Origin of the sequence: Mycolicibacterium austroafricanum, assembly GCF_000612725.1 — a bacterium.
In the GTDB taxonomy this organism is placed as follows: domain Bacteria; phylum Actinomycetota; class Actinomycetes; order Mycobacteriales; family Mycobacteriaceae; genus Mycobacterium; species Mycobacterium austroafricanum.
The window spans coordinates 1,125,003-1,138,653 of the sequence record NZ_HG964450.1; the positions used below are offsets into that span (position 1 = coordinate 1,125,003).

The 13,651-nt window shown below is 68.3% G+C and carries 15 protein-coding genes; 5 read left to right on the forward strand and 10 right to left on the reverse strand.

Features of this window, described 5'->3' with window-relative positions; all coding sequences use genetic code 11:
- Positions 1–27 precede the first annotated feature (27 nt).
- Positions 28–2,076, forward strand: a complete 2,049-nt coding sequence (locus BN976_RS05345; protein WP_036369277.1) for a M13 family metallopeptidase — start codon at positions 28–30, stop codon at positions 2,074–2,076.
- A gap of 7 nt (positions 2,077–2,083) precedes the next feature.
- Here BN976_RS05345 and BN976_RS05350 read toward each other — a convergent pair whose 3' ends face one another.
- From BN976_RS05350 to BN976_RS05380, 7 genes are all read right to left on the reverse strand, one after another.
- On the reverse strand, positions 2,084–2,512 hold the full coding sequence (locus BN976_RS05350; RefSeq protein WP_036368552.1) for a thiol-disulfide oxidoreductase DCC family protein: 429 nt from the start codon (positions 2,510–2,512) through the stop codon (positions 2,084–2,086).
- 69 nt (positions 2,513–2,581) lie between these two features.
- Complete coding sequence (locus BN976_RS05355; protein ID WP_036368555.1) at positions 2,582–2,992, reverse strand: hypothetical protein; 411 nt, start codon at positions 2,990–2,992, stop codon at positions 2,582–2,584.
- Positions 2,989–4,206, reverse strand: a complete 1,218-nt coding sequence (locus BN976_RS05360) for a DUF58 domain-containing protein (protein WP_036368560.1) — start codon at positions 4,204–4,206, stop codon at positions 2,989–2,991. The genes BN976_RS05355 and BN976_RS05360 overlap by 4 nt, the downstream gene beginning before the upstream one ends.
- Positions 4,203–5,165: an AAA family ATPase gene (locus BN976_RS05365; protein WP_036368563.1), complete on the reverse strand. Its 963-nt coding sequence runs from the start codon at positions 5,163–5,165 to the stop codon at positions 4,203–4,205. The genes BN976_RS05360 and BN976_RS05365 overlap by 4 nt, the downstream gene beginning before the upstream one ends.
- Positions 5,162–5,644 (reverse strand): hypothetical protein, encoded by a 483-nt coding sequence (locus BN976_RS05370; protein WP_036368566.1) that lies wholly within the window; start codon positions 5,642–5,644, stop codon positions 5,162–5,164. The genes BN976_RS05365 and BN976_RS05370 overlap by 4 nt, the downstream gene beginning before the upstream one ends.
- Complete coding sequence (locus tag BN976_RS05375) at positions 5,641–6,594, reverse strand: DUF4129 domain-containing protein (protein ID WP_036368569.1); 954 nt, start codon at positions 6,592–6,594, stop codon at positions 5,641–5,643. The genes BN976_RS05370 and BN976_RS05375 overlap by 4 nt, the downstream gene beginning before the upstream one ends.
- Positions 6,595–6,683: 89 nt before the next feature.
- On the reverse strand, positions 6,684–7,703 hold the full coding sequence (locus BN976_RS05380; RefSeq protein ID WP_036368571.1) for a L,D-transpeptidase: 1,020 nt from the start codon (positions 7,701–7,703) through the stop codon (positions 6,684–6,686).
- A gap of 198 nt (positions 7,704–7,901) precedes the next feature.
- On the opposite strand from BN976_RS05380, the gene BN976_RS05385 reads away from it, so the two are divergent.
- On the forward strand, positions 7,902–8,291 hold the full coding sequence (locus BN976_RS05385; RefSeq protein ID WP_036368573.1) for a PPOX class F420-dependent oxidoreductase: 390 nt from the start codon (positions 7,902–7,904) through the stop codon (positions 8,289–8,291).
- A gap of 10 nt (positions 8,292–8,301) precedes the next feature.
- Positions 8,302–8,598, forward strand: coding sequence for a thiamine-binding protein (locus BN976_RS05390; protein WP_036368575.1), 297 nt, complete (start codon positions 8,302–8,304; stop codon positions 8,596–8,598).
- Positions 8,599–8,647: 49 nt separating this feature from the next.
- Here the strand turns inward: BN976_RS05390 and BN976_RS05395 are convergent, their stop codons facing one another.
- The 3 genes from BN976_RS05395 to BN976_RS05405 all read right to left on the reverse strand — a co-directional run bounded on the left by BN976_RS05395 (position 8,648) and on the right by BN976_RS05405 (position 11,148).
- On the reverse strand, positions 8,648–9,808 hold the full coding sequence (locus BN976_RS05395; protein WP_457920257.1) for an IS30 family transposase: 1,161 nt from the start codon (positions 9,806–9,808) through the stop codon (positions 8,648–8,650).
- Positions 9,809–10,120: 312 nt separating this feature from the next.
- The gene (gene ricR / locus BN976_RS34555) at positions 10,121–10,534 is read right to left on the reverse strand and encodes a copper-sensing transcriptional repressor RicR (RefSeq protein WP_084182213.1); all 414 of its coding nucleotides are present in this window, start codon (positions 10,532–10,534) and stop codon (positions 10,121–10,123) included.
- Positions 10,531–11,148 (reverse strand): DUF305 domain-containing protein, encoded by a 618-nt coding sequence (locus BN976_RS05405; protein WP_036368578.1) that lies wholly within the window; start codon positions 11,146–11,148, stop codon positions 10,531–10,533. Before BN976_RS05405 ends, ricR begins: the two co-directional genes overlap by 4 nt.
- Positions 11,149–11,225: 77 nt before the next feature.
- Here BN976_RS05405 and ilvD point away from each other — a divergent pair, with 77 nt between their 5' ends.
- Both ilvD and BN976_RS05415 read left to right on the forward strand, forming a co-directional pair.
- Positions 11,226–12,923, forward strand: coding sequence for a dihydroxy-acid dehydratase (ilvD, locus tag BN976_RS05410; RefSeq protein WP_036368579.1), 1,698 nt, complete (start codon positions 11,226–11,228; stop codon positions 12,921–12,923).
- Between the two features lie 9 nt (positions 12,924–12,932).
- Complete coding sequence (locus tag BN976_RS05415) at positions 12,933–13,544, forward strand: LysE family translocator (protein ID WP_036368580.1); 612 nt, start codon at positions 12,933–12,935, stop codon at positions 13,542–13,544.
- The last annotated feature ends 107 nt before the right edge of the window (positions 13,545–13,651 follow it).

The following is a 13,651-nucleotide window of genomic DNA, read 5'->3' on the forward strand; positions in this document are numbered from 1 at the left end:
CCGGTACGTTTCTGGAAGGATGTCGGGGTGACGGTAGAAGCACCTCGGAACCTGAAATCCGGAATCGACCTGCGCCACGTCGATACCGATGCCCGCCCCCAGGACGATCTGTTCGGTCACGTGAACGGCCGCTGGCTCGCCGAGTACCAGATCCCGGCCGACCGGGCCACCGACGGCGCCTTCCGCACGCTGCACGACCGCGCCGAGGAGCAGATCCGCGATCTGATCACCGAGGTGGCAGGATCCGGCGCCGCACACGGCACCGACGAGCAACGCAGCTCAGGCTCGATCGACGCGTCCCGCATCCCAACCTCGATCGACGCGACCCGCATCGGGGACCTCTACGCGAGCTTCATGGACGAGGACACCGTGCGGGCGCGCGGGCTCACGCCCCTGCGCGACGAGCTGGCCGCCGTCGACGCGGCCGACACCCCTGAGGCGCTGGCGCAGGTGCTGGGCGCGCTGCAGCGCGTCGGCGTGGGCGGCGGCACCGGCCTGTACGTCGACACCGACTCCAAGAACTCCAGCCGCTATCTGCTGCATCTGAGCCAGTCCGGGATCGGGCTGCCCGACGAGTCCTATTTCCGTGACGAACAGCACGCCGAGATCCTGGCCGCCTACCCCGGCCACATCGCGGCGATGTTCGGTCTGGTCTACGACGGCGAACCCGCCGACCACGCGGCGACCGCGGACCGGATCGTGGCGCTGGAGGCCAGGATCGCCGCGGCGCATTGGGATGTGGTGAAGCGCCGCGACGCCGACCTCACCTACAACCTGCGGACCTTCGCCGAGGTGACCGACCAGGCGCCCGGCTTCGACTGGCCCGGCTGGCTGACCGGACTGGGCGCGACGGCCGAGCAGGCCGCCGAGGTGGTGGTGCGTCAGCCGGACTTCCTGACCGCGTTCGCCGGGCTGTGGGCGGGCGAGAGCCTGGAGGACTGGAAGAACTGGTTGCGCTGGCGGGTGATCCACGCCAGGGCGTTCCTGCTGACCGACGAGCTGATCGCCGCGGATTTCTCCTTCTACGGGCGCAGGCTGTCGGGCACCGAGGAGATCCGCGAACGCTGGAAGCGCGGCGTGTCGGTGGTGGAGAGCCTGATGGGCGAGGCGCTGGGCCGGCTGTACGTGGAGCGGCATTTCCCTCCGCACGCCAAGTCGCGGATGGACGAGCTGGTCGACAATCTGCGCGAGGCCTACCGGGTCAGCATCAACTCGCTGGACTGGATGACCCCGCAGACCCGGGAGAAGGCGCTGGTCAAGCTCGACAAGTTCACCCCGAAGATCGGCTACCCGAACAAGTGGCGCGACTACTCGGCGCTGGTGATCGCGCGTGACGACCTGTACGGCAACTACCAGCGCGGGTACGCGCTGGAATACGACCGCGACCTGGCCAAGCTTGGCGGTCCGGTCGACCGGGACGAGTGGTTCATGACGCCGCAGACCGTCAACGCCTACTACAACCCGGGCATGAACGAGATCGTGTTCCCGGCCGCGATCCTGCAGCCGCCGTTCTTCGACGCCGACGCCGACGACGCCGCCAACTACGGCGGTATCGGGGCGGTCATCGGCCACGAGATCGGGCACGGCTTCGACGACCAGGGCGCCAAGTACGACGGCGACGGCAACCTGGTGAACTGGTGGACCGACCAGGACCGGGACGAATTCGGTGTGCGGACAAAGGCTCTGATCGAACAGTACGAGGAGTTGGTTCCGCGCGGCCTGGAGCCGTCGCATCACGTGAACGGGGCGTTCACCGTCGGCGAGAACATCGGCGACCTCGGCGGCCTGTCCATCGCGCTGCTGGCCTACCGGCTCTCACTGAAGGGCGAGCCGGCGCCGGTGATCGACGGATTGACGGGCGAGCAGCGCGTGTTCTTCGGCTGGGCCCAGGTGTGGCGCACCAAATCCCGTGAGGCCGAAGCCATCCGGCGTTTGGCGGTCGATCCGCACTCGCCTCCGGAGTTCCGCTGCAACGCGGTGGTCCGCAACATGGACGCGTTCTACGACGCCTTCGAGGTCGACGCCGACGACGAACTGTACCTGGAACCGCAACGGCGCGTGCATATCTGGAACTGACCGCCGGTCAGTCCAGGAACCGGGCCCGGACGTCGGGGGCCGGGATCGGGCAGGTGTCGTGGGTGCCGAAGATGCGGTAGCGGATCCGGGCGAACCCGTCGTAGAGCCGGTCCCGCAGGCGCGCCGGGACGACACCTGCGACCAGCAGTGCCCGCCACGGCCCGCCCAGGTACTCGGCCACCCGCAACGCCGCCGCGGACTTGACCGTCACACGTTCGTCGGGCCCGCCCGGGTTGTCGACGAACACCATCGAGTCGACGCCGTCCAGGGCCGGGTTCCGGACGATCACGCCTTCGGCGAAGCCGCTCTCGAGCGCCGCAAAGCGCAGAGTTCCGCGCCGGTCCAGCCGCAGAATCGTCTGCACCGCGCTGTTGCAGACACCGCAGACGCCGTCGTACAGCAGTACCGGTGCCGGCCGATGCGTGACCTCTGACATGGCACACCTCCTGTCGTCGTCATGTGGGTTCCCCGATGGCGGCCAAAGATGCCGGGTGTGAGCGAAAGCTCAGCGGGTGAACGGTTTCAGTGCCAACAGGTAGCCGGCGAGCAGAGCCGGCGGAGCCGCAAGCGGCAGCCACGGCACGTGCACGGGCAGCGCCAGCACGACGGCAGCGGCAGCGGCGAACCCGACGGCGAAGAACGCGGTCGGGGCAGTCGGGCTCGTGTGCCGCAGAACCAGATAGACGGCCGCGGCCAGTCCGGCGAGCACGGTGTGCATCGGCGCGGCGTCGGCCAGCACGGTTGTCAGCACCGCAAGCAGCACCGCCACCGTCGCCGCCGGACGCCACCACACCGAGACGACCACCGCCGTCAGCGCGGCCGCGGCCGCCGCGACGCCGTATCCGTGCACCCGGTAGGCCGCGGCGACGACCATGATCAGCCCGAACGCCAACGCCGGCAACAGTTTCGCGGTCATCGGCGCGCCCGGTGCACCGGAACCAGCGCCATCGCCTGATCCAGCGTGACGGCCGCCGGCCAGCCCACGACGTCGACGCCGACAGTCGCCATGTCGCGGTACATGAACGAGCGCTGCATCGACCACATCCGGTGCACCAGCGGGTCGTGGTCCCCTTCGAGCGGGCTGCCGTCGAGGACGTCGACGGCGACCACCGGATGACCCCGCTTACGCAGATCGATGAGCGCCAACGCGAATTCGGTGTCAAGCATGGTGGAGAACGCGATGACGATGGCGCGCGTCGGGACGGCGGGGCGCGGCGCCAGGGTGCCCGTGGCGTTCTGGAAGGTGTCGGAGGCGCCCAGCATCGTGTCGAGTACGCGGTAGAACTGCCGCTGCCCGATGTCAGCTCCCAGCCAGCGGACGTTGCGGCTGCCGAGCGCGACCAGTCCCGCCCGGTCGCCGTACCGCAGCGCGCTCTGAACCACCTGTGCTGCGCCACGAGCGATCCGTTCGGTGGCCGCGGTGGCCGGCCCCGGCGGTTGCGGGTAGGTGTCGACGAGGGCCACCACGTCGGCGGCCCGGTCGGTCAGCCGCTCGGTCACGTGCAGCGTGCCGCGGCGGGCACTGACGGGCCAGTTGACGGTGCGCAGCTGGTCGCCCGGCACATACGGCCGGATGTCGGCGAACTCGACGCCGGGACCGACGTGCCGGGTGAGATGCGTGCCCAGCCGGTCGAGCAGGTCGGTGCGCGGGATCGCGGTGGATTGCGGTGGTGCGACCGGGAACACGCAGACCTCCGCGGCGTCGGCCGTGCCGGTCCCCTCGACCAGCCCGCCCCGGCCGTCCACCCGCACGGTGGCCAGGATCGGATAGCGGCCCCACCGGGACGCGCGGACCGACAGCGTCGGCAGTGACATCGGCCCGACGAGTTCCATCCCCGCCACCACCGAGCAGTCCAGGGTCACCGCGCTACCGTCCTCCGCGCCCGCCGACACGGTCACCGCCACGCTCTCGCCCTCGAAGCAGCGCTGGAAGACCGGCTCTGCCTGCACGGTGACGGTCGGTTCCCCCCGCTGCCAGCCGATCGAACACAACACGCCGAGCAGTGGCGCGGCGAACGCCGCGAGCTCCCACCGCCCGGCCAGCAGTGCCGCCACGATCGCCGCCGCGGCACACGTGGCGATCGACCGGGTCAACGGGGATGCGCGCCAAATCAATTCGACGGTCGTCACTGCGTTCCCCGCGCACGGGGCACCGGTGTGCGCCGCAACAGCTCCTCGATCACGTCGGCGCCCTGCACCCGCCGGACCCACATCTCCGGCCGCAGGCTGATCCGGTGCGCCAGGGCGGGTACCGCCAACGCCTTGACGTCCTCGGGGATGACGTAGTCGCGGCCGAGCAGCAACGCGCGGGCCCTCGCCAGCTGCACCAGGTCGAGTTCGGCACGCGGGCTGGTGCCGACCGCCACCTGCGGATGCTGCCTGCTGGCGGTCGCCAGCGAGACGACGTACTGCAACACGTCGTCGTGGACGGTCACGTCCTCGACCGATTCCTGCATGGCCAGCAGATCGTGTGAATCCACGACCTGCTGCACCGTCGGGGCCGCCGATCCGCGCTCCAGGCGGCGGCGCAGCATGGTGACCTCCTCGGACTCGTTGAGGTACTTCAGTTCCAGCCGGATCGCGAACCTGTCCAGTTGCGCCTCGGGCAGCGGGTAGGTGCCCTCGTACTCGATCGGGTTGTCCGTCGCAAGCACCAGGAACGGCTGCGGCAGCCGATGGGTCACCCCGTCCACGCTGACCTGCCCCTCGGCCATCGCCTCCAGCAGCGCCGCCTGCGTCTTCGGCGGCGTCCGGTTGATCTCGTCGCCGAGGAGCAGGTTGGTGAAGATCGGGCCGCGGCGGAATTCGAAACGGCCGGACTGCATGTCGTAGATCGTCGAGCCCAGCAGATCGGCGGGCAACAGGTCGGGAGTGAACTGCACACGGGTGAACTCCAGCCCAAGCGCCGCGGCAAAGGACTTGGCGATCAACGTCTTTCCCAGCCCGGGCAGGTCCTCGACCAGCACGTGGCCGCGAGCCAGCACGGTGATGAGGATCAGGTTGAGCGCGTTGCGCTTGCCGACGACGGCACGGCCGATCTCGTCGAGCACAGCCTCGCAGCGGGCCGTGGTCAGCGCGGGTGTGGTCACAGTTTCTCCAACCGTTGCAGAATCTCGTCGAGCGTGCGTCGTCCGGGACCCTGTTCGGCACCTCCGGTCCGCGAGATGTTCTCCGGATCCACCCACTGCCACAGCTCGTCGCCGAAGACCATCCGGCCGGTCGCGTCAAATGCCTTCGGGTCCTTGATCTTCCGGTGACCGGCAGCGAGCTCGAATTGCCGGGCCAGCATCGGGCGCAGGCGGCGGTCCCAGTCGGAACGCGACGACTCCGACCAGGAGATCAGCGTCTCGGTGCGCGAGAGCCAACGGCGCATCGACGCCGCGGCTTCGTCGGTCACCGGGGCGGCCACGTCCTCGTCCCGGTGGGCGAGGTGGGCGCGGACGGCGACCAGCACGCACGCCAGCGCGCCGCCGGTCACCGCAAGCACGACGTCCCGTTCGAGTTGGGTTACCGCGAGCATCTGCACCACCACGATCAGGAAGGCGCCGACTACAACGACTTTCGTCATGTCGCCGCCTGCAGCTGATGCTGCACCTGCCGCAGCGCACGGACCGCGTCGGCGCGGTGACTTTCGTTCATCACGTGCGGACTGAAGCGGGCTTCTTCGAACAGGTCGACCAGTTCGGTTCCGGTGTCCGCCCGCAGTGCGTGGCGTGCGATGGCACGGGCCAGCACCTCCGACGGGGTGTCGGACTCCTGAGGGATCGTGCCCGGCGACTTCTCCAGCTCGCGCTCCATCGCGAGATAGCAGGCGATGATCGCCTGGCGCGGATCCCTGCTGAGGTCGCCCATTTCGGCCAGTCCGAGTTCGGCGGCCCTGGCCAGGTCGGGCTCGTCAGACTCGGACGTCGTCGTCCCGACGGTCGCCGGTTCCACCGGTGCCGGCGGCGCGGGCCCGCGCCTGCGGCCGAGCAGTGTGGCCGTCGCCGACAACGCGAACAGCAGGATCGTCGTCCCGGCCAGCAGGACGAACACGCTGCCGCCGTCGCCGGTCGGGGTCGGCGGCGCCGACGCAGGGTCGGGGTCGGCTCGACCGTCGGCGCCGGGCGCCGGCGGGGGTACGTCGTCGACGACCGCCGGGGACGCCCACCTCATCAGCACCAACATCAGCATCGACCAGACCAGCAGAACGGCGGCGGCGATCAGCAGCGGGCGCCACCGTAGGCCCGGCCATGGTTCGCGCAGATCCCTGACGGGACCGCCCGGGTCGGGAGCGGTTGAGCGCCGCCGACCTTGGGCGAGGATCGAGATCGAGATGACGCCGATCGACACGGCGAGGATGGCGGCGACGGCCACCAGGCTGCCGGTTCCCGACTCCGGGCGTTCGTCGGGTGGCGCGGCGCGGTCGGCGTCGGGCAGGTAGCCGCGCAACGCGACGACGGCCAGCAGCAGCAGCACGACCACCGCGATGGTGCGCCCCACCGCCTTCTTGTCCGCAGGCTCGATCTTGTCGGGCATGGCCCACCTCGACTCCGGCACCGACAGCCGGGCCGCCGTCGGCCTGTGCCCATCGTGGCACGACGGGCGGTGGGGGTGGAGCTATCCGGTCAGAACATCTGCCAGTCCGACGCGCCGTCGGGCTGGGTGTACATGCCACCGTCGGTGTTCTTGATGACGACCGCGTCGCCGCTGCCGAAGTTGTCGTAGAACCACTGGGCATTGGCGGGGCTGAGGTTGATGCAGCCGTGGCTGACGTTGCTCTCCCCCTGATCGCCCACCGACCACGGGGCGCTGTGCACGAAGATGCCGCTGTTGTCGATGCGCACCGCGTCCTGCACCTTGAGCTTGTAACCCTCGCCGGACGGGTCATCGACCGGCACACCGTACGTCGACGAGTCCATGACGATGTCGGCGAACTTCTCCAGCACGTAGTAGGTGCCGTTCTTGGTGTCGTAGCCCGGCTTGCCCATCGAGACGGGGAAGGTCTTCTCCACCACGCCGTTACGCACGACCTCCATCTGCTTGGTGTCGTTGTCGATCGTCGCGACCAGTTGCTCGGGGACGCTGAAGGTCGACTTGGTGCCTGCGGCGTCGATGGTGACGACGGTGCCCGCAGGCCAGAAGTCCTGAGGCCGCCAACGCAACTGGGTGTCGTTGACCCAGTAGAACCGGCCGGGCACCGGCGGGTTCGACGAGATGTGCACAGCGTCCTGGGCCATCTGCCGGTTGGCGATCGGCCGCTGGAAGTTGATGTAGATCGGCTTGGCCGCACCGACGATGGAACCGTTGGACGGGTTGAACGACGGCGGGATGAACGGCGGCTGACCGACGAACGGGTTCGGGTTCTGCCCGGCCGGGGTGCCTTCCGGGATGGGCATCGGCTGGCCGGGGATGACCGCCAGTGGGTTGGCCGCGGCGGGAGCCGCCGCACCCGCCGGCGCCGGGGCCGGCGGTGGAGCCGGCGCCAACGGGTTCGGGAACACGAACGGATCCGCCGGCGGCGGTGGCGGCGGCGCCGGTGCCGGAGCGGGCTGTGCCAGCGCCGACGGAGCGCCGAGCGTAAGTCCGGCGATCACGCCAACTGCCATGAACAGGGCGATGACCCGACCCCTGTTTCGCTGCCGCATGCGTTTACCTCCAGTCCAGCGACTGACCCCAGTGTGGCACAGCACCCGGATCGACCACGCTGGCGAACGCATCCGCCCGACCCCGGCGCCCTCCCCACGGAGGGCCTTGACCTGCTGTGATGATCGCTTCACGGGGCCTGTGCGTTACAGCGGGCCGCGACGGGATGAGGACGGTGATCATCGACGTTGTTGTCGGTCATGGCGACCATTCCGTCTGGATACGAACCGCTGCTGGAACGACCGCTCTACGGCCACCTGGCCACCACGCGTCCCGATGGGAACCCCCAGGTCAACCCGATGTGGTTCGACTGGGACGGGGAGGTGCTGCGCTTCACCCATACGACGAAGCGGCAGAAGTACCGCAACATCACCGCCAACCCGAACATCGCGATGTCGATCAGCGATCCGGACAATCCCTACCGGTATCTGGAAGTCCGCGGCGTCGTCGAGAAGATCGTGCCCGATCCCGAAGGTGCGTTCTACCTGCACCTCAACGACCGCTACAGCGGCCCGCTGACCGAACCGCCGGCCGACAAGGCGGACCGGGTGATCCTCGTCGTGCGGCCCACCGGCTACAGCTTGCAGTGACACTGGAGCCATGATCGTCGCGTTCAGCATCAGTCCTTCCGGCGGAGACGAGACCGGCGGGGTCGGTGACGCCGTCGCCGAAGCCGTCCGGATCGTGCGGGCGTCCGGGCTGCCCAACGAGACCAACGCCATGTTCACGAACATCGAAGGCGACTGGGACGAGGTGATGGCCGTCGTGAAGCAGGCCGTCGAGGCGGTGGCCGCCGTTTCACCACGGGTCAGCCTGGTGCTCAAGGCGGACATCCGGCCCGGCTTCACCGGACAGCTGACCGCGAAGGTGCAACGCATCGAGAATGCCCTGGGCTGAGTTCCCTTGCGCCGAAATTGCATTCCACGCGGCCGATCGCGCCTTGGATTCAAGCGGTGGCTGCAACGAATGTGGACGGGTCTGACAGTAGTCGGTCGAGTTCTTCGGCGGGTGTGCGCCAGCCGAGTCGTTTGCGGGGTCGGGCGTTGAGTTCGGCGGCGACTTGGTCGAGCCAGCCCGGGCCGTAGAACGACAGGTCGGTGCCTTTGGGGAAGTACTGACGGAGCAGGCCGTTGGTGTTCTCGTTGGTGCCGCGCTGCCAGGGGCTGTGTGGGTCGCAGAAGTAGATCGGCAGCCCGGTGGCTTCGGTGATCTTGGTGTGTAGAGCCATCTCGCTGCCCTGGTCCCAGGTCAGCGAGCGGCGCAGGATCTCGGGGATTTCGGGGACCTTGATCGACATGGCCTCGGCGAGGGTGGCCGCGGTGCGGTCCTCGGGCAGGTGCAGCAGCACCACGAACCCGGTGGTGCGCTCGACGAGGGTGCCGATCGCCGAGGCTGAGGCGGTGCTGCCCAGGATCAGATCGCCTTCCCAGTGACCCGGGATCGCACGGTCGTCAGCTTCGGCGGGACGTTCAGCGATACCGATCATCCCGTCTTTGAACCTGTTGCGGTCAATAGTGTTGCGGCCCTGCGCCTTACGGTGCACACGTCCAGTGCGTAAAGCTTTTTTGACCAGTCGGGCCAGCTCTCCGCGGGGCTGGACGTAGAGGGCCTGGTAGATCGTTTCGTGTGACACCCACATCTCCGGATCATCGGGGAAATCGAGACGCAACCGACCCGCGATCTGCTCGGGACTGTCGTGCTTTTCCAAGCGTGCCACCACCTCGGTCAGCAAGACAGGGTTGGCCTGCAATTTGCGGTCCTTAGGCCGCTTGCGACGGGCCTCGGCGACGTCCTGGCCCACCCGAGCGCGGTACCCCGAGCAGGTTTGACCCCGCTCGATCTCTCGGTTGATGGTGTCCTTGTGGCGCCCCAACGCCGCAGCAGCCTGCGCTGGCAGGTGGCCGGTTTCCAAGAGTTCCTCAAGCCGCCAACGCTCGGTGAACGTCAGTGGCGTTCGCGGCCGCGGGGGCGCGATCTCATCGGACGGGAGAGCATCGGGGGCCTGGGTTCTGGGCACATAACCAGCCTGGTTCACCCAGATCTGACCCATGTTCTCCGACACGCCGGCGATCACCGCTGCCTGCGTCGGTGAGGCTCCCGCCTGCATCGCCGCCCAGAACGAGTCGCGGATCGCCAAGGGATACCGGATACCGCGGTGCTTCAGATTCGCGGGCACTCCGGCAGCCTTGGCCCAACTACAGCCCGTCGTGTGAGAAACCCCAGCCACCGTTGCCGCCGCCGATTGCGACAACCCCGACCCCAACGCCTCCAGGAAGACCTCACGAGCCCCATCCGGAACGTCGTTGCTGCCACGCTTGCGAAACCCCATCGAACAACACCCCTAAACCAATCAGGTGTTGCAGCGACCGATTGAGTCTGACCGCCCGCGGGCCGCGTGGAATGCAATTTCGGCGGAGATTCAGGAACGGACGAGGCGCGCGATCGCCGCCGACGCCTCGGCGAGTTTCGCGTCGGCCTCCGCGCCGCCCACGGCCACCGCGTGGCTGACGCAGTGGCTCAGATGCTCGTCGAGCAGGCCAAGCGCGACCGACTGCAGCGCATTGTTGACCGCACTGATCTGGGTGAGGATGTCGATGCAGTACTTGTCCTCGTCGATCATCTTGGCGATACCGCGCACCTGACCCTCGATACGGCGCAGCCGCTTGGCGTAGTTCTCCTTCTGACCCGAGTAGCCGTGGGCGTCGGCCGCGACCGACTCCGGCGCGTTCTCCGTCGGGGCCTGATTGTTCGCTCCGCTCGGGGCCTGATTGTTCGCTCCGCTCGGGGCCTGATTGTTCGCTCCGCTCGGGGCCTGATTGTTCGCTCCGCTCACGGCAACCCCTCCAACATCTGCGTCATCTGCGCGATCTGTGTTTCCTGCGCGGCCACGATGTTCCTGGCGATGGCGATGGCATCGACGTTGGCACCGTCGGAAATCTCTGTGTTGGCCAACTCGACCGCTCCCTGATGCTGGCCGATCATCGACTGCAGCCACAGTTTGTCGAATTCCGGTCCGCTCAGCGACTCGAGCTTCGTGATCGTCGCCTCGTCGACGGTGCCCGGTAGCGCCCTTTCGGGTCCGCCGTCGTCCGGGCCGCTGCGGTTCTCCGGGTTCTCGTTCCACTGGACCAGAAAGACGTTGAGGATGTTGATCTCCGGCTGCTGGGTGGCCACGATCTGCTGGGCCAGCGCGGTCAGCTCGGGATTCGTCGACCGCTCCAGCGCCGTCCTCGACAGATCGATGGCCTGCGCGTGGTGCGGGACCATGTCGTAGGCGAACGCGATATCAGCGGCGTTGTAGCCCGCGGGATCCCCGGTGATCAACGGCGCCTCGGGCTCTTTCGAACCGCCCTGACCGTCGCCCGCCCCGTCGCTCTGACCGCCGCAGGCCACGAGCAACACCAACGCGGCCACCACGGCGATCACGCGCGCCATCAACGTCGTCATGCACCCAGGTTACTAGTACCCCACGGGGGTATCGGTAATGGTTTGGCCGGGAGAAACGCCAGGCGCATAATCACCCCATGCCCTCATCGCCAGACATCAAGCCCCGTAGCCGCGACGTCACCGACGGCCTGGAGAAGGCCGCCGCCCGGGGAATGCTGCGGGCGGTAGGCATGGGCGACGAGGACTTCGCCAAACCGCAGATCGGCGTCGGCTCCTCCTGGAACGAGATCACCCCGTGCAACCTGTCGCTGGACCGGCTCGCCAAGGCGGTCAAGGAAGGCGTCTTCGAGGCCGGCGGCTTCCCGATGGAGTTCGGCACCATCTCGGTGTCCGACGGCATCTCGATGGGCCATGAAGGCATGCACTTTTCGTTGGTGTCGCGCGAGATCATCGCCGACAGCGTCGAGACGGTGATGCAGGCAGAGCGTCTGGACGGCTCGGTGCTGCTCGCCGGGTGCGACAAGTCCCTGCCCGGCATGCTGATGGCCGCCGCACGGCTCGACCTGGCCAGCGTGTTCCTCTACGCCGGCTCGATCCTGCCCGGCCGGGCCAAGCTGTCCGACGGCACTGAGAAGGACGTCACGATCATCGACGCGTTCGAGGCCGTCGGCGCCTGTGCGCGCGGCCTGATGTCCCGCGAGGACGTCGACGCCATCGAGCGTGCGATCTGTCCCGGTGAAGGCGCCTGCGGCGGCATGTACACCGCCAACACGATGGCCAGTGCCGCCGAGGCGCTTGGCATGTCCCTGCCCGGCTCCGCCGCCCCGCCGGCCACCGACCGGCGCCGTGACGGCTTCGCCCGCAAGAGCGGCATGGCCGTCGTCGAGCTGCTGCGCCGCGGCATCACCGCCCGCGACATCATGACCAAGGAGGCGTTCGAGAACGCGATCGCGGTCGTGATGGCGTTCGGCGGCTCCACCAACGCGGTGCTGCACCTGCTCGCGATCGCCTACGAGGCCAACGTGAAGCTGTCCCTGGCGGACTTCACCCGCGTCGGCGCCAAGGTGCCGCACCTGGCCGACGTGAAACCGTTCGGCGCGTACGTGATGAACGACGTCGACCGGATCGGCGGCGTCCCGGTCGTGATGAAGGCCCTGCTGGATGCCGGTCTGCTGCACGGGGACTGCCTCACCGTCACCGGTAAGACGATGGCCGAGAACCTTGCCCACATCGCCCCGCCCGACCCCGACGGCAAGGTGCTGCGCGCCCTCGGCGAGCCGATCCATCCCACCGGCGGCATCACGATCCTGCACGGCTCGCTCGCTCCCGAAGGTGCGGTGGTGAAGTCCGCCGGCTTCGACTCCGACGTGTTCGAAGGCACCGCAAGGGTTTTCGAGCGTGAACGGGCAGCGCTCGACGCGCTGGAGGACGGCACCATCACGCACGGCGACGTCGTGGTCATCCGCTACGAGGGCCCCAAGGGTGGTCCGGGCATGCGCGAAATGCTCGCCATCACAGGCGCAATCAAGGGTGCCGGGCTCGGCAAGGATGTGCTGTTGATGACCGACGGCCGGTTCTCCGGCGGCACCACCGGTCTGTGCGTCGGCCACATCGCCCCGGAAGCGGTCGACGGCGGACCCATCGCCTTCATCAGGGACGGCGACAGGATCCGCCTCGACGTGGCCAACGGCACCCTCGACGTTCTCGTCGACACGGACGAATTCGAGGCACGCAAAGTCGGGTTCGAGCCGCTTCCCCCCGTCTACACCACCGGGGTGCTGGCCAAGTACACCAAGCTCGTCGGCTCGGCGGCCACCGGCGCGGTCTGCACGTAGAGCACTCCGGTGACGCTCGCCTTCCTGCTCACGTCGCTGGTGATCGTCGCCACCCCGGGAACCGGCGCCCTGTACACCATCGCCACGGGACTGGCGTTTGGAACGAGGGCATCGGTGGTCGCCGCCGTCGGGTGCACGATCGGGATCGTGCCCGCCATGCTGGCGGCCGTGACCGGGTTGGCCGCGATCCTGCACAGCAGTGCGATCGCGTTCCAGACCATCAAGTGGCTGGGGGTCGGCTACCTGCTGTACCTGGCGTGGATCACGTGGCGGGACAAGACCGAACTGGTCGCCGACGCGGTCTCCTCGGAGCGGCCGGGGTCCTGGCGCATCGCCGGGACAGCCGTGGCGGTCAACGTGCTGAACCCTAAGCTCACGATCTTCTTCTTCGCGTTCCTGCCGCAGTTCGTCGACCCGGTACGGTCCCCGGTCGTTCAGATGCTTTATCTGAGTGCGATTTTCATGGCGATGACGCTGGTGGTGTTCGCGCTGTACGGCGCATTCGCGGCGGGCGTGCGGACCCACGTGATCAGCCGGCCCCGGGTGGTGACGTGGATTCGGCGCACCTTCGCCGCGACGTACGTCGCGTTGGCTGCCCGGATGGCGGTCACGACGCGCTGAGTCCGCCGAGGTGTCCGCGTTCGACTTGAGCGCGAATATCCAGTGCCGCGGCCCACGATGTGAGTAGCATCACAACTTTGTTGATGCGCTCACTTCCCGTGGAGACA